Raw genomic sequence first — 17513 nt, 5'->3', positions numbered from 1 at the left:
GGTAGTGCCTGGTTCAGTCGGACACCGGCCGTTTCGCGGCCTGTCCGAGTGGGCCGTCGCACAGCTCGGGCCAGCTGAACGGGCCCGGCGCCACCGAGTGGCCGCGCAGCACCTCGTCCATCCGGTCGAGCGCCGCGCGATCCGCGGCGTCAAGCGCCCCGGTGCCGGGCTCGGGCTGTGCGTTCGGCGTGGTGAGAGGGACCTCGCGCAGCAGGATCAGCGGCGCGTCGCCCTCCTCACGTACATCGAGCACCCGCAGCAGGGTGCCCGGCGGGAACACCACCTCGTCCCGGGCGGCAGCCGCTCCGGGCCGGTCGGTCAGCTGGCGCACCCGGCGCCCGGTGACCGACGAGATGGCGTACTGCGCACCGCGCGGGCGCGGCGCGCCGGGCGCCGGCGGCAGCGCGCACACCGGCGCCGGATCCCGCAGCAGGTCTCCGGGCGCCAGCCCCTCGTCGATGCCCTCCGCCCCGGCGCCGCGGAACGCCACACCGCGGTACGAGGGCAGCCGGCGCAGTCCCGAGGCGAGGCAGGCGGCGTACGGCAGCAGCGGCTTGTCGCCCCGGCGGAGCGCGCGGGCCAACTCGCCGTGAGCCAGGGCGCCTTCGGAGGTGTGCAGATACATGTGCAGTGCGATCAGGTCCGCGCGCGCCGCCTCCTGCTCGTGCCCGCGCAGCGCGGGCATCCGGGTGAGCATCCGGGCCACGGCGGTCCCGTGCCGGTCCCACGCCGCGTCCGCGAGCGCCCGGAAGGCGCTGCGTTCGGCCTCGGTGCTGACGTGGCCGGGCAGGAACGGAACCGGCGGCAACGGCGCCACGGCCCGCCGGACCGGCGGCGCCGGCTCGGCGGCCGCCACGGGCTCGGGCTCGGGGTCCGGCTCGGGGTCCGGCTCCGGCTCCGGCTCCGGCTCCGGGGCAGCCTCGGGCTCGGGCTCGACCGGCTCGACGACGGGCTCCGCCTCCCAGGGCTCGGGCCGCTTCTCGTCCGGGTCCCCCGACCCCGAGGACACGCTCATCATCGGCGGACGCGCCGGTGGGGGCGGCGGCACGTACACGGCCTCCTCCTCCACCTCGGCGGGCGCCACGGACGTACCCGAGTCGGTGTCCGTACCGGGCCCCGCGTCGTCGTCGGCCGACGAGAACGAAGCGGCCGCGGCCCACGAGTCAGGTCCGAATGCAGACCCTGACCCCGACCCCGGGGACCCGAACCCGGCGGACGCGGAGGACACCCCGGCGGCGGGCTGCGGGGCGGATGCCGACGGGCCGTCACCAGGCCCCGAGGGCACGCCGGCCGACGGGAGCGAGTCAGGCGCCGGAGACGGGCCGGCCGCGGCTCCCGGGGCCAGGTCCGCGCCGGGTGCCGACGGCGAATCGGCCGCGGGCTCCACGTCCGGGAGCGAGGACGCGTCGGCCGTGGACCGCGCGCCGGGCGCGTCCGGGGCGGAACGCGGTGTGCGGGGCGCGCCCGGCTCCACGGACTCGTCGGGCGACGGGAACGCCCGGGACGGGCCAGGTGCGGACCATGGGCCGGGGCCCAGCTTCGGTCCCGGGTCCAGGTCCGCACCGGGCGGCAAGGGCCTGCCCGGCACCGGGCGGTCACCCGGCACCGACGGGCCGCCGGGAGGCGGCGGTACGTCACCGGCCGGGCGGGGGCCAGGAGTCCGGGACGGGCCAGGTGCGGACCACGGGCCGGGGTCCAGCTTCGGCCCCGGGCCCAGGTCCCCGCCGGGCGGCAAGGGCCTGCCCGGCACCGGGCGGTCACCCGGCACCGACAGCCCACCGGGAGGCGGCGGTACGTCACCGGCCGGGCGGGGGCCAGGAGGCGGGGGCGCACCGGGCGCGGGGCGTGGAGCGGGGCCCGTGTGCGGGGCGGTGCCGGGCGCGGGACGGGTGCCGGGCTCGGGGGGCGTGCCGCCTGACGGGGGCGCGCCGGGGCCAGGGGGCGGCGGGGGGCCGTAGGGGCGGGGGCCGGTGGGTGCACCGTAGCCCTGGGGCGGGGCTTGGGCCGGCGCCTTGCCCGGGGCCTGGGCCGGCGCCTTGCCCGGGGCCGGGGCCGGGGCCCTGCCCATGGTCGGGGCCGGAGCCGGGGCCTTGCCCGGGGCCGGGCGAGTGCGGGGGGCTGAGCCCGCGGCGGCGGCCGAGCCCGTTGCCGCGGCCGCGGCGGTCGAGCCGGTGACGGGGGCCGGGCGGGGGGCAGGCGTCGGGCGGGTGCCGGTGGTCTGGAATGGCGTTGGACGCGTGCCCGCCGTCGGGTGGGTCGGCGATGGCGGGTTGAGGGTCGATGTCGGGCGCGGGCCCGAGGACGGGGCGGTGCTTGACGTCTGGTGGGGCGCCGGCGCCGGGCGGGGGGTGAAGCGGAGGGTGCGGACGCCGTGCCGCGCCGCGATCGCGCGCAGTTCGCGGCCGCCATCCGCGGCCGTGCCGTGTACGTACAGCCGCGCCCGGCCGCGCATATCGGCCCCCAGGCTCTCGAAGAGCCGGGTGAGTTCGGGCCACAGCGATGGGTCCAGCTCCTCGCCGGGGCGGCCGACCTCGATGGCCGGACCCTCGGCGTCCACCGCCCGGGTCGAGGTGGCGGGCGCCTGCCCGTCGCGTTCGGTGATCCACAGGCCCGCCCGGGTCACCATCGCCTGCCAGCGGTCGGAGAGCCGTACGATGCCGTGCTCGACGTTGCCGGGGCCCGGCAACGGCGGGCTCCAGCGCAGCAGGCGCGGGCTCGGGGCGGGTTCGCCCTCCGTCGCGGGGGCGCACACCACGGCGTCCACGAAGGGCCGCCACCGCGGGTTGCCATCGGCGCCGACGAGCACCGCCCGTGCGGTGCCACGGTCCGCCGGGCCGCTGGGTGCCAGGAGCGGCAGGCCCGTGTAGACCACGATCTCGGTGTCGAGCATTTCGGCGGCCAACTGCCCGGTGCGCAGGATGTCGCGGGGGCTGCCGGGCGCGAGCCGGACCCTGGACCACAGCGCGTGGGGCAGGGCCGACAGCACCTCGCCGACGTCGGACGCCGAGACGTCCCCGCCCTCGGGGACGCCGACCAGCACGGTGGGCCCCCGGGGGTCGACCGGCACCGAGTAGCACAGGTCGCCGCGCTGCGGCGCGGTGGCGTGGGGTGAACGGGCCAGCAGTCCCGCCGGGATCTGCTCGACGACACACCCGCTGTCGGTGTGTGCGGGCACCTGCTCGACCCCGGGCTGCCACGCGGGGGCGGGCTGACGGGTGCCCAGGGCCACCGGCTGCACTCCCGGGGAAAAGCTCCACCAGCCCCTGCGCTGCGGCGGGTCGGGCTGTACGAAAAGCGATCCGCCGGGGACGATCTGGACCTCACCGTCCGGCGCGATCACCTCCAGCTCCCACGCGTCGGCGACCCGGCGGGCCACGGACGGCCGGTCCGGCCGGTCCTCCCCCGCACCGGACATGACGAGCCGTACGGTGCCGGTGCCCGCCTCGCGCAGCGAGTCGAACACCTCACCCAGGCGCTCCCAGAACTCCTCCGCCGAGGTGCCGTTCCCACCCACCGCGCCGGTCACGACCGTGGCGATGCCCGCTTCGGCCCCCATGGTGTCGGCCAGTTCGTCCACGGTCGTCTGACCGATCGTGGTGTCCCGGGCCGAGCGGAGCAGGATGAGTGCGCCGTACTCCTCGGCGAGCAGCACCTCGCCCGCCTCGGCTTCGGCGGCCTCGGCGCCGAAGCCACCGTTCGGGGCGGTGGTGGGGGCGGCGGCGCGCTGTTCCTTGCCGCGACCCCCGAACCACCGCGACCGGCCACCGGAACGGGTCACGTCGTCTCTCCTTCGCACCTGGGCGTACCACTCATGCCGTTGTCACCTGGTGGCCGATGGGCCGAAGTGGCCCGCCGCACCAGGGCGCTTGGAGTGTACGCAGTGAATATGGCAAACAGGTGGTCCTGTCCAGCCATGGGCCGCAGAACTAGGCTTTCCACTCGTGGTCGTCACCGGCACGACACGGTTGGATCTCGAGTCGGGCGACCGGCCGGCGCACCAAGGGGCCGGCCTGCGAAGTCCTCCGGCGGCGCTCGGCGGTGACGTCCGCCTCGGTCACCGGGTCTCGCCTTCCGCGGAGTCCGGCAGCGGTACGTCGGCGACGCGCTTGCGGCGGGCCGCCGTGTCACGTGGCTCCGCCGCGGTGGCCTCCGCCGTTTCGTCTGCCGTCGCCTCGGCCGCCGCCGGACCGCCCTCCGCGGTGGCCGGTTCACCGGCCCCCGGTGCGGTGTCCGCACGGGTCGCCATCGCCGGCCACTCGACCTCGGACTCCTCGGTCCCGGCCTCCTCCTCCGGCGCCTCGGCCGCGGCGGCCATGATGTCCGCCAGGCCGTCGGTGGTCATCACCATGCTGACGGGGGCGGAGCTGTTGATGCACAGGCTGTGCCCCTCCGGAAGCCGCTCCAGGAACGCGGGCACCCGCACCCGCTCGAACCCCAGACGTCCGGCCGCGTGCAGATAGCGGGGCGAGGTGTAGATGGGGACCACCGCCGTGCCGTCGGGCGCCGACGCGCTCACCGGTTCGCCGCCGGCCGTGACGAGCACCGCGACCTCGGCCTTGGCGAGCGCGGCGGTGACGTCCTCGGCCGGGCCGTAGCCGGTGGTGGCGAGCTGGATGGCGGCGTCCACGTCGTCCTCGGGCTCGGGCCAGCCGAGCGCTTCCGGGGAGGGCTGGTAGTTCTCGTTGTCCTGCCACTCCACGATCTCGCCGTCGTCGTCGGAGCGCCACTGGCCCACCACGGCCCAGTCCGGCGGCGGGCCCTCGCCCTTCCACGCCGGGTCGGTCAGGTAGAGCCAGTGGTTCGGCGCCAGCTTGGCGGCCTTGACGAACTCCTCCGGCGGCTCCGGCACTTCGGTGTCGTCGGACGCCCCGGGTGCCGGGGCTTCGGCGGTCGGCTCGAACTCCGCGAAGCCGGTCGACGGCTCGGCCGATTCGGATGGGGTGACCGCGGCGGAAGCGCCGTTGTCGCTCATGCTGTCCTCGCTTACTGGGCCGACAGGCTCACTGCTGGAAATGCTGGGCATGGTCGATGATGTGGGCGCACCCGTGCGGGGTTGCCCGGTGTGCCCGCTCCGTCCCCCGAGGCGCCTCACGCCCATCCCGCCCGGCTCACCCGCAACTCGCTCACCGGTACGAGCTGGGCCACCGGGGCGGAGGAGCTGAGGAACACCAGTTCCCGATCCTCGGACAAGCGATCGAGGAGATCGGGTACCCGCATCATCACATGGTCGGGCAGTCTCTCGTCCACCAGCTGAGGGGTTCTTGAGATTACGGTTCCGTCCGGTCACATCCCTCCCAGCCGGTTCCCGGCCTCCCACAGCGCCGCCTCGTACGCGGCCGTCGCCGCTTCGACTTCGGGGAGACCGCGAACACGTCGGCTTCCTCCGCGAGAAACGCGTCCATCTCCCCCGAAGCCCGGAAAGGGTCCGCGCGAGCGGCCGCCTGGCCCTGGGGGTGGCGTTCGCGGCGGCCCGCCTGAGGCCGGACGTCACCGTGGGGACCTGCCCCAGCCACCCCTCGAGCTTGGTCAGTTGCTCGATGGCCTCCGGCCTCGGCTCGGCGGCGGTGGCGCCCCGCGACAGGGCGGGGTTGGCGCCCATGGCCTTCGCGAACTCCAGCCCCAGGGTGGGGCGCGTCCAGATCCAGCGGCCCGCCACGCAGCGCGGGAACCGGCGGCGACTGCTGCCCGAACAGGTCCCGCAGGGTCTCGTCGAAGTGCGCCTCCGCGTCGTACGGGGCCGTGAGTACGGCTCTCACGCCCGCAGGGCCACGTGCCGCTGGGTCAGGGCGAACCCGGACAGCTCCAGGACCTCCCCGAGCGATCCGGCCGCCGAGACCAGGACGAACGGCAGCGCCTGCGCAAGCGGTGGCGGCTCGGCCCCGAGCACGGACGCGGCGAAGTAGGCCTCGATCTCCTGCCGCAGGCCCCGCCACGTCAGCGGGGAGGAGTCGCCACGCGCCGCCCGCTGCTCGTCCAGCGCCCGGAAACCGTGCAGCAGCGCCTCGAACGCCGCGGTGTCGTCCTCCAGCATCGGCCCGTAGACCAGCCGGATCGCCCGCACCCACCGCAGCACGTCCCCGGCGCGCCCCCGGTCACCCGTCACCCGCTCGGCCAGCCGGGCCCGCTCCGCGGACGACGGCTCGGGACGGAACCCCACCCACCAGTCGTCCTCCGCCAGCTGGAACCGCGGCCCCAAGCGGCCATCGCCGGGAACGATGCCCGGCCGTCGCCCACTGCCCGTGGTCCACACCCAGCCGGCCCAGTTGGCCAGCACCTGGCCCGCGATCGGCCGCTCCAGCGGATCGTACGGCGACGGACCCGCCACATCCGCACCCGTCACGACGACCGCCGTCTCCGCATCCAAAGCGACCAGATCCGGGTCGGCGGCATAGAGGAAGTCCACGACCCGGGCGTACTCGAACACCTTGCCCGAACCGTCCCGCATCCCCAGCTCGGCCAGCGCACCGTCGCCCCCGATGTCCACGAGATACGCCTTGGCGAAGGGCAGCGGCATCGGGTCACTCTCCGGCACGACCACCCCGCTCGGCGTCTGGTACGCCTGGGACGGGAGCTCATACGTGAACTGACGCACCTGAGACAGCAGACCGTAGGTGTTCTCCCGGCCGTCCCGGTCCCAGGCCGGGCGGGAGGAGAACGCCACCGGCTTCCCCTCCTGGTCCCGGTGCCTCACCCCCGCCACCTGACCCACCGGCACCCGCGTGCCGTCCACAGCGGTGACCTCCGGGGCCATGGACACCACCGGGGGCGTCCGGGAGGGATCGGCGACGATGTGCAGGGCCTGCCACGCGCCCTCGACGATCTGCCGCACCTGCGCCTGCTCCCCCGGGGGCACCTGGCCGAGGAGTCCGGCCGCCGCGCGGACCACGTCCCCCAGCGAGCGGTGTGCGTCGGCGGTCAGCGGGGTCCCCAGGGCGTAGAAGCCCAGCGCCTGAGCGGGCGCCTGGGCCTCGGACACCGTCAGCAGCTTCCGGGGCGGGCCGCCGGCCTGCGGCACACCCGCCTGGGCCAGTCGCAGGAAGGGAAGGAACGCCCGCACCACGGGGTTGTCCCGGATGCTCGTGACGGCGAGACGCAGCACCTCGGGCGAAAGCGGAGCCACGTGCCTCAGCGCCCGCTCATATGCCTCCCGGCTCAGCTCCACCAGTTCGGTGACGGCGCGCCGTCCCTCCTCCCTGGTCATGTTCTGGTTGCCGAACCCGTAGTGCCGCAGCTCCTTCAGGGTCAGCGCGACCGCCAGGCGGCCTTCGCCGGTGTCCAGGACCCGGTAGTCCTTCATGCCGACGCTCTCGTACTGGCCGACGGTCTTCCCCTCGGAGGTGCGCCCGGTCAAGGTGGCGGTCAAGTGCTCGCGGGGCGCGGGGGCGTTGTCCTCCGGGGTGTCGAAGACCCCGTCCTCGACCGGGAGTCCGAACGCCTTCTGGTAGAAGCCCAGAAGCGATGTCAGTCCCTGGTTGAAGACCTGGGTGATCTGGTCGTGGTGTCCGTCGAGGAATTCCCGCGTACCGGGCCGCAGGGCCCGCAGCACGCGGTCGAACGGATGCCGGCCCGCCACCGCCAGCAGGTTCTTGATCAGCGGCTCCGACCCCGGTGGCCACATCCGGGACGCGGGCCTCGCGGCGACATGGGCGAACGCCTCTCCCCCGTGCCCCCAGATCTCGTCGACCTCCGGGATGACCGAGAGGAACGGAAGGAGCGGGAGGTAGTCGGCCGGGACACCGGCGCCCATGACGTACCGCAGATAACTCGCGGCGATCATCCGCCCGAAGTCTCTTCCCCCACTGATCACCGGGTTGGCCGGACCCATCGACAGCCGCAGTATCGCGAGGTCCTGGAGCCCCCTGAGACCAATGGTCGGGAAACCCACGGTGGGCTGCGTGTACGAGCGGTGATCGTGATCCGGCAGGTGGGAAACGAGGAGGGTCCGCCGGCCGGCCCCGGTGACCTCCCAGCCCGCGAGGCCCGCCAGCAGGTCCGCGAGCGGTACTGCGGCCTCATTCCCGTCCGTGCTGTCCAGCCTGTCCCGGACCAGGTCGAGCGCGGCCATCGCCTCCTCCGGCGAGTGCCTGTCCTCTTCCCCCAGTGCGGCCATCGGATCGAGGACGAACTCCACGATGTGGTACTGCTCCGAGACAGGCCGAGGCGCTCCCGGTGCCGCCAGAGGCTCCGTCTCCAGGAGACGACGGGTGGCGGGGTCGCGCCAGAACGTCATGGTGTCGGTGACGAGTTTGATGCCGGGGCCGGAGGCCAGGAGTCGCGAACCTGGCATTTCCCTCAGCACGAGACGCCCGGGATGGTCAGGAAGGCCGGGGGCGAGCCTCATCGGCCGGCCGGACTCGGCGACCTCCCAGCCCGCGAGGCCCGCCAGCAGGTCCGTGAGCCGTATGAGGTCGTTGGACTCCGGTGTTCCCAGGCTCCGCCGGGCGGACTCGAGCCGCGCCAGCGCCTCCTCAGGGGACTGCCCCGGCATCCCGGCGGGTCCGGCCGTCGGATCGGCGACGATGCGCCCGAAGAAGTAGTCCTCCAGGGCGGGTGGCGGCGTCCCCGGTGGCACCTGGGGCCGCTCCATGTGGAATTGCCCGGTGTCGGGGTCGCGCCAGAATCTGTCGGGGTCGGTGACGAACCGGACGCCGGGGCCGGTGGCCAGGGTCCTGGGCCCTTGCTCTTCCTTGATCAAGAGGATGTGGCGGTCCTCGACCTCCAGGCCCACGGCGCCGTACTCGTGCTCGACGGGCCGGTCGACCAGCGCGTGGCCCAGGGAGGACGACTCGGTGAACCCGGGCAGCGCGTTCTCCAGGACCCGCCCCGACCGGTCGATCACCAACACCTGGGCCTCGACGGCCGCCATGTCCGGTGGGGCCGCCGACACCCGGCGGCCCTCCGGGGCCGACGGGTCCACCGCCACCACACCACCACGCCCGCCCAGGTGGTACGCGGCCCACACATGCCCCAGCGCACCACCCTGACGCCGCGCCAGCACAAAGGCCACCGCGCCCGGCCCGGCGTCCGCCACCGCGCGCTCCACCACGTCCCACGACCGCACCGGACGCCAGCCCGGCCCGGCCACCAGACCCGCCGCCGCGGAGTCCGGACCCGGGAGGGTCACCGAATCGTCCGCCGAACCCGCGATACGCACGCCACCCGGATACAGCGCCCTCCGGAGAACGGCCGCCAGCCGCAGACACCGCCGGACCGGCATCCCCCCCGCCGGAATGGTCGCCGCCACGCGGTCCGCCACCTCTTCCAGCCGGCGGCGGGTCAGCACCGGACGGGGCACGGCCGGGGTGGTCGGCCTGGTGCCGGCCGTCCGGCTCAGCGTCACCGGGGCGGAGGGGCCGGGCGCTTCGAGAGTGCCCGCGAACGTCGCGGCGGGCACCTGGGGTGCCGTGGGTGCGGGGGCCGGCGGGTTGGGCTTGGGGCCTCCGAACGCCCCCCGCACATCACCCGGGCGCACCACACCGAGGTCGGTCACGGGGCGCGGCCGACCCGAGACGTCCGGCTCCAGGGCCACCGTGGTCTTCCCGGTCGCCGGGTCGGTGTAGAGCGTCGGCCTGCCGTACGCGGCGTAGGTGGTGCGGCCCGACAGCAGGGCGTTCTGGCCCGGCAGGCTCGTCCCCACCGGCTGGCCGGGGCCGGGCCGTGCCCCCTCGATGAGCATGATGACCGGGACTTCCAGGGGGATCCGGCCCAGGGCGGGGTCGCGGTAGTTCAGCTCGCCGATCTCGGGGTGCTGCGCCGGGGCGCCGATGACGGCCCTGCCGCCTCGCTGGTCGGCCCGGAACAGCCAGGGCGAGGGTGAGTTCGGTTTCTGCGGGTCGTACCAGGGCGCCTGGACCGTGGAGTCCGGTACGAGCGTCCCGTCGGGCTCACGACGCAGCAAGGTGACCTTGGCCGGGTCGAAGTCGACGGGCCCGGCCGGATTGCCGGTGTGGTCACGGCCGATCGCCACGCCGCCGGTGGCGGCCATGAGCGTGCCGGGGGCCAGTGCGCCGCGGGATTCCAGGTGGAACTCGGCCACTTCCCTCACCTGACTGAGGTCGCGGCCGTGGACCGCCGCGTTCCTGAGCAGCCGGGTCAGTTCCGTACGCCGCGCGGGATCCGGTGCCGGCAGGTGCAGGAAAATGGCCGCGACCCTGTCCACCTCCTGGCCACCGCCGTGCTGCCACATCAGCTGCAGCATCTCCTGGGCCTTGACCTCGGCCCACAGCATCCGCGACCGCTCCGCGTCCCCCACCTGACCTGGATTCAGCTGGAGGGTGTGAGCGGTGAGGACGTCGAAGTCGGGGAGCGCCATGGTGGCCGCGGCGGCGGTGACCACCGGCAGCGGGACGAAGTCGGTGAGGGCGAGCCCCGGGTCCTGGGCCCACCGCTCGCCCGCCCGCTTCAGCATGGCTTCGCCGAGGGCCTTACCGGCGAGCTGCGCACCGGCCGGCTGCTGCGCCCGGAACCCCGCCAACAGGCGCTTGAACAGCTCCACGGTGAACAGCGGTACCCGGTCCAGCCGGGGGTCGTTGCGCAGCATCGCGTCGAGCGCGCCGGCGCCCCGCCACAGCACCGGGTACTCCGGCGCCCAGTCGATCCGGTCACCGAACCAGTTCCGCAGCAGCCGCACCAGGCGCTCCGTGCGGACCTTGGTCTCCTCCGGCAGCGGACCCGGCCCCGTGTGCAGCCCGGCGTCCCGGGCCCGGGTCTCCAGCGCGGCCCCGGTCGGCTCCGGCATCCGCACTTCCGGGACGTAGACGCGGCCCCGGACATCGGTGCCCGCGGCGATGAACCTCCCCGTGGGCACTGTGGTGTTCCCGTACGCCCTGTGGACGAAGGTGTAGACCGGACGGTCGTTCTCGGTGGCGATCCGCTGGCTCTCGGAAACGTCCGCCAGCGGATCGGGTACGTAGGGGAGAGGGCCGAACGCACCGGTGAAACCGAGGCCCTCGGGCAGTGCGCTGAAGCACACCATCCGCACGATGGGGGACTTGCCGGACCGCCGGCCCAGGCTCCGCCGCCGCTTCAGCGCACCGGACGTCCGCTGCCCGCGCGTTTGCAGGACGCCCATGCGGCCGGCCCCGGTGTCGGTCAGAGACCACTCGGACACGCCCGGATTGCCGTGCTTGGCCTCGAAATACGGGGTGGGCTCGTTCGCCGTCACCCACGGCAGTGGTCGCGGCCCGCTGACCGTTCCGGTCGCTATGTCGTAGTAGAGGAGGTGTGTCGCCGTCGGCAGGTCCAGCAGCATCTGGGTCCTGTTCCGCAGCGTCTCGGGGGGCTCGTTGAGCGGGACGGACATGTGACCGGCCGACCGGTGGTCGGGGCCGATGAAGGGCAGGGAGAGCACATGGCGCTCCCAGGCCTCGGCCTCGTGGTCGTTCCTCGGCGCCGGGTCCGGTTCGCTGAGCAGCCAGCCTCCGGCGAGTCCCCGGTCCGGGGACACGTCGTTGCCGATGACCGCCGCCACCACGACGAAACCGCTCGATGACCACACGTTCCGGCTCAGCAGGTCGGCGCTGTCCTGCGTCAGCGCGAGGCTGACGATGGCGGCCATGGGAATGGCCATCAGCACGGGAACGTCGCTCGGCAGGGCGCTCAGTACCTCGTCGAGGGCGAGCAGTTCGGCCACGACATCCTTCGGGGCGTCACGTTGGAAGCCGCCCGTGCCACGCACCTCGACCGTCAGCGCCGAGCCATCGGCCACCACCGTGTAGGGCCCGGTGCCCCACGGTGCGGGGCCCGGCTGCTTCACCGGAGTGCGGCGGCCGTCCGGCTGCCGGACGTACTCGGTGACGCTGCTCAGGTCGAGTTGGGGGTCCAGGGGCGTGTCGGTCCAGTTCAAGCCCTGTGCACCGGCTGAGGTGGTGAAGCGGAAGTCGTCGGACAGCGCGCCGTTCAGCTTCAGGTAGTAGGCGGAGAGCCGCGCCAGGCCGCGGGCGTCCACCATGGCGGGGTCCATCGCGACCGCCATCAGCTCACGGCGGTCGTCCATGGTCACCGGCGTGTTCGGGGCCAGCATGAGTACGTGCCGCACGAGCGCGTCCAGGTTCAGCGGCCCGCCGCGCAGCGCGGGGACGCCCGTCCGCAACGCGTTCAGCCGCCGCAGCGCCTCCCGCGCCCCCGGGGGCGGCTGCTGCCCGTAGATCGCCCGCATGAGCGCGTCGATGTGCGCCTCCGCGTCGTACGGGGCCGTGGGCGTGGTCGTCGTGGTGCCCTGCGGCGCCGGGGTGGCGGGCGCCGCGTCCGCGAAGGAGGCCGGTTCGGAGCTCACCCAGCCCTGCACGGTGAGACCGCCCGGGCCCTGGGCGGACAGTGCGAACCCCTGACCGGGCACCGGCATCCCGTACGGGCCGGGGGCCGGCTCCCAGGCGCGCACGCTGACATACCGCTGGGTCAGGTCGAACCCGGACAGCTCCAGGGCCCTCCCGAGGGAGCCGGCCGCCGAGACCATGGCGAACGGCAGCGCCTGCGGCAGCGGAGGCGTTTCCGCTCCGAGCCCGGCGAAGTACGCCTCGATCTCCTGCCGCAGGCCCCGCCACGTCAGCGGGGAGGAGTCGCCGCGCGCCGCCCGCTGCTCGTCCAGCGCCCGGAAACCGTGCAGCAGCGCCTCGAACGCCGCGGTGTCGTCCTCCATCATCGGCCCGTAGACCAGCCGGATCGCCCGCACCCACCGCAGCACGTCCCCGGCGCGCCCCCGGTCACCCGTCACCCGCTCGGCCAGCCGGGCCCGCTCCGCGGACGACGGCTCGGGACGGAACCCCACCCACCAGTCGTCCTCCGCCAGCTGGAACCGCGGCCCCAAGCGGCCGTCGCCGGGAACGATGCCCGGCCGTCGCCCACTGCCCGTGGTCCACACCCAGCCGGCCCAGTTGGCCAGCACCTGGCCCGCGATCGGCCGCTCCAGCGGATCGTACGGCGACGGACCCGCCACATCCGCACCCGTCACGACGACCGCCGTCTCCGCGTCCAAGGCGACCAGATCGGGATCGGCGGCATAGAGGAAGTCCACGACCCGGGCGTACTCGAACACCTTGCCCGAACCGTCCCGCATCCCCAGCTCGGCCAGCGCGCCGTCGCCCCCGATGTCCACGAGATACGCCTTGGCGAAGGGCAGCGGCATCGGGTCACTCTCCGGCACGACCACCCCGCTCGGCGTCTGGTACGCCTGGGACGGGAGCTCATACGTGAACTGACGCACCTGAGACAGCAGACCGTAGGTGTTCTCCCGGCCGTCCCGGTCCCAGGCCGGGCGGGAGGAGAACGCCACCGGCTTCCCCTCCTGGTCCCGGTGCTTCACCCCCGCCACCTGACCCACCGGCACCCGGGTGCCGTCCACAGCGGTGACCTCCGGGGCCATGGACACCACCGGGGGCGTCCGGGAGGGATCGGCGACGATGTGCAGGGCCTGCCACGCGCCCTCGACGATCTGCCGCACCTGCGCCTGCTCCCCCGGGGGCACCTGGCCGAGGAGATCGGCCGCCGCGCGGACCAGGTCCCGCAGCCACCGGTGTGCGTCGGCCGTGAGCGGGTCTCCCAGGGCGTAGGAGCCCAGTCCCTCCGCGGCGACCTGGATCTCGAACTCGGGCATCAGCTTCCGGGGCGGGGCGCCGGCCTGCGGCACACCCGCCCGGGCCAGTCGCAGGAAGGGAAGGAACGCCCGCACCACGGGGTTGTTCAGGATGCTCGTGACGGCGAGACGCAGCACCTCGGGGGAGAGCGGAGCCGAGTGCCTCAGCGCCCGCTGGTAGGACTTCCGGATCAGCGCCGACACTTCGACGACGGCCCGCCGTATCTCCTCCCTGGTCATGAACTGGTTGCCGAACCCGTAGTGCCGCAGCTCGTCCAGGAGCAGCGCGACCGCCAGGCGGCCTTCGTCGGTGTCCAGGACCCGGTAGTCCTCCATGCCGACGGTCTGGTACTGGCCGACGGTCTTCCCCTCGGAGGTGCGCCCGGTCAAGGCGGCGGTCAGGTGCTCGCGGGGCGCGGGGGCGTTGTCCTCCGGGGTGTCGAAGACCCCGTCCTCGACCGGCTGGCGGAAATACTCCTGGTAGGTGTGCAGGAGTGAGGTCAGCGCCTCGGTGAAGAGCTGGGTGATCTCCTCGTGGTGACCGTCGAGGAATTCCCGTGTGCGCGGCCGCAGGGCCCGCAGCACGCGGTCGAACGGATGCCGGCCCGCCACCGCCAGCAGGTTCTTGATCAGCATCCCCGGCGGTGGCCACATGTCGGCGGCCGGCCGCGCGGCGACATGGCTGAACAGCAGTCCCCCGTATCCCCAGATCTCGTCGACCTCCGGAATGGCCGAGAGGAACGGAAGGAACGGGAAGTAGTCCGAGGGCACGCCGCCGCCCATGACGTCACGCAGGTAGTCCGTGGCCATGAGCTGCCCGAAGCTCCTCGCCGTGGTGGCCACCGGCCGGAAGACCTCCATCGACAGTCTCCTCACGGCGGACTCCTGGAGCGTCCTGAGGCCGATGGTGGGAAGGCCCGGTGTGAGCTGGGTGTACGCGCGGTGGCGGTGGTCCGGCGTGTGGGGGGCGACGACGGTCCGCCGGCCGGCCTCGGTGATCTCCCATCCCTGGAGGTCCGCCAGAAGGTCCGCGAGGGGTGTGAAGCCACGCTCGTTCGTACGGTCCAGCGCGTGCATGGCCAGGTCGAGCCGGGCCAGCGCCTCCTCGGTGGACTGCCTGTCCTCTCCCCTGAGCACGGCCATCGGGTCGAGGACGAACTCCGCGATGTAGTGCTTCTCCGCGACGGGCTGCGGCGCTTCCGGCGGCACCTGGGGCTTCTGCTCCAGCAGGTTCCCGGTGGCGGGGTCGCGCCAGTACGTCATGCTGTCGGTGAAGAGGGAGATGCCGGGCCCGTAGGCCAGGAGCTCCGCCCCGGTGCCCTCCTTGAGGACGAGAAGACCGGGATGGTCCGGAAGCTGGGGGGCGAGTTTCATCGACGATCCGGACTCGGTGGCCTCCCAGCCCGGGAGGCCGTCCAGGAAGTCCGTCAGTTTGACGGGATTGTCGAAGTCGTGCGTGCCCAGGTCGCGCAGGGCCGTCTGGAACCGGGCCAGCGCCTCCTGCGGTGACAGCACCGGCATTCCGGCGGGGGCTGCCGTGGGATCGGCGACGATCCGCGCGAAGAAGTAGTCCTCCGGGGCGGTGCCCAGCGCACCCTCCGGCTCCGCGGGCGGCTCCATGCTGATCTGCCCGGTGTCGGCGTTCCGCCAGAATCCCTTGGCATCCATGACGATCCGGACGCCGGGGCCGGTGGCCACCGTCCGGGGCCCTTCCTCGGGCTTCATGAGGAGGATGTGACTCACCTCGACCTCCAGGCCGAGGGCGCCGTACTCGCGCTCGACGGGCCGGTCGACCAGCGCGTGGCCCAGGGAGGACGACTCGGTGAACCCGGGCAGGGCGTCCTCCAGGACCCGCCCCGACCGGTCGATCACCACGGCCCGGGCGTCGAGGGGTGCCAGGTTCGGCGGGGTCGCCGACACCCTGCGGCCCTCGCGGGCCGACGGGTCCACCGCCACCACACGGTTCCGCCCGCCCAGGTGGTACGCGGCCCATGCGTGCCCCAGCGCACCGCCCTGACGCCGCCCCAGCACGAGCGCCACCGCGCCCGGCCCCGCGTTCGCCACCGCGCGCGCCACCTCGTCCCAGCTTCGCACCGGCCGCCAGCCCGGCCCGGCCACCAGGCCGGTCGCCGCCGCGTCCGGCCCGGTCAGGGTCGCCGAGTCGTCGACCGTGCCCGCGATGCGCACCCCGCCCAGGTGCAGCGCGTCCCGGAGGGCGGCCACCAGCCGCAGGCACCGCTGGACGGACAGCGGGCCCGCCGGAATGGTCGCCGCCAGCCGGTCCGCCACGCCCTCCAACTGCCGCCGGGTCAGCACCGGACGGGCCACGACGGGGGTGACCAGCCTGGCGCCGACGCTGCGGTCCGGCGCCGGGTCCTGCGGGGACGTCACCACGGTCTCCGGCGGCGGCTCGGTCACGTCGACCGACGGCACCGGCATCTCGGAGGCCCAGCCGTGCAACGGACCGGGGGTGAAGGGCAGGTGGACCGGGCCGCCGAGGGTGCGCAGGACGAGTTCGACGCGCCGCTGCGCGGCGTCGGCGGCGCGGGCCGCCCCTTCCAGGGCGAGCCGGATGTCGGCGGGGAGGGTGACCCCCCGGGTGTTCAGGGCCTCGTCGGACGCGACGCCGTCCAGCAGCGCCTGGCGTACGGCGAGCAGTGTCCGCCGGGTGTCGGCCGTGACCTCGCCCGCGTCCAGCCACACCTGCGGCCGCGCGTCCTGGCCGGCGAAGCTTTCGGCGAGCCGGAGGCCGATCGTCTCGGGGCGCTGCGCCCGCCAGTCGTCGATGTCCCGTTCGGCCAGGGCGGCCGGGACGTCGTAGACCCCCTGCGACGGGCGGGCCGGGGTGATGCCGAGCCCCAGGACATCCTCCAGGGTGGGGCGCAGCACCACGTTGCCGGTGACCCAGCGGGTGCCCTTCGGGCCGCGGACCTCCAGAACGGTGTGGGCGGTGAGGGTGTAGCCGAGCACACCGCTGTCGTCGGGCTCGCCCTCGGCGTTCTCCGAGACCGCCGAGCCGTACTTGAGGACTTCGCGGCGCAGGCCGGTGCTCCCGGTGGCCTGGCCCAGGGCGGTGTTCTCCCCCGCTACGGGCACGGTCCCGGCGAGGGTGTCGGTGTTGCCGTCGGTCAGCCCGCCCTTGACCGGCGCGGTCACCGACGGGCTGAGCGTCCGGTTCACGCTGGTCGTGCGGGTGGCGGTGGTGGTGCGCAGCCCTTGGGACAGCACCTCGTGGCTGGAGGTCTCCATCTGCGGCCGGTACAGCGCGAGTCCGATCCGGGCGGAGCCGCCGGAGGGCTGCTTGCCGGTGTACCGGGACGCCTGGGCGGGCGTCAGCTCGATCTTGCCCCGCCGGATGAGGTCACCGATCCGGCGCATGGTGTTCTCGGCGGAGGTGGAGGTCTTGGGCAGGCCCTCGCCGCGCAGCTCCGGGTCGACCTCGCGCAGCGCGTCGGCGAGTTCGTCCATCGCGTCGAAGTCGTAGACGGTGATCGGCTTGACCGGCGTCCACCGGTCGGTGCCGGACAGCCGGTCCCGTTCCGGATCGCCCGCCGGGGCGGCGGTGGGCCGGGGGTCGGCCCGGTGGACGTTCGGCGTGATCAGCACGGGGGGCGGGGCGGGCAGTTCCGGGGTGCCGTCCTCGCGCCGCGGCGGGGCCTCGCTGCCGGGGAAGCGGAGCGTCACGGTGGCGGGCGTGCCGGGGGCCGGGGCGGGGGCGGGCGCCGGGGGATTCTGCGTACGGGCGGTCCCGTCGCGGCCGAGGGCCCGGTCCATCCAGCGGGTCAGCCCGGCGGTGTCGGCCGCCGACAGCGCGCCGTCGAGCAGGGCGTCCGCCAACTGCGCCAACGAGACGACCCGGTTGGTCAGGAAGCCCAGCGCCGAGTCGTTCAGCCGGGTCGAGGTGACCTCCACCCGGTACTCGTACGGCACCTGGAACTGCGCG

Annotated in this window: 4 protein-coding genes (1 of these 4 cut by a window edge); all 4 read right to left on the bottom strand. The window is 74.2% G+C overall.

Annotated elements, in window-relative coordinates:
* Nucleotides 1-13: 13 nt before the first annotated feature.
* Nucleotides 14-3778 carry a hypothetical protein gene (locus ACFZCY_RS06650; RefSeq protein ID WP_391169933.1) on the bottom strand — a complete coding sequence of 1255 codons (3765 nt, stop codon included), beginning with the start codon at nt 3776-3778 and terminating at the stop codon, nt 14-16.
* A 276-nt stretch (nt 3779-4054) separates the two neighbouring features.
* Nucleotides 4055-4972: a type VII secretion system-associated protein gene (locus ACFZCY_RS06645; protein WP_391169932.1), complete on the bottom strand. Its 918-nt coding sequence runs from the start codon at nt 4970-4972 to the stop codon at nt 4055-4057.
* Nucleotides 4973-5088: 116 nt separating this feature from the next.
* Nucleotides 5089-5247, bottom strand: coding sequence for a hypothetical protein (locus tag ACFZCY_RS06640; protein WP_391169931.1), 159 nt, complete (start codon nt 5245-5247; stop codon nt 5089-5091).
* 505 nt (nt 5248-5752) lie between these two features.
* On the bottom strand, nt 5753-17513 hold the 3' portion of the coding sequence (locus tag ACFZCY_RS06635) for a lonely Cys domain-containing protein (protein ID WP_391169930.1). Its footprint extends 49616 nt past the window's final position; 11761 of the gene's 61377 nt are visible here — the last part of the coding sequence; its start codon lies beyond the right edge, outside the window; it ends in the stop codon at nt 5753-5755.

The sequence above is a fragment of the Streptomyces sp. NPDC007983 genome, assembly GCF_042958345.1.
In the GTDB taxonomy this organism is placed as follows: Bacteria; Actinomycetota; Actinomycetes; order Streptomycetales; family Streptomycetaceae; genus Streptomyces.
The sequence above is the reverse complement of the archived record's forward strand: the minus strand, read 5'-3'. Positions and strand labels throughout refer to the sequence as shown.

Bases quoted from the DNA above. Each gene is read 5' to 3' on its own strand.
- ACFZCY_RS06645 (WP_391169932.1), bottom strand. From the start codon at position 4,972: ATGAGCGACAACGGCGCTTCCGCCGCGGTCACCCCATCCGAATCGGCC.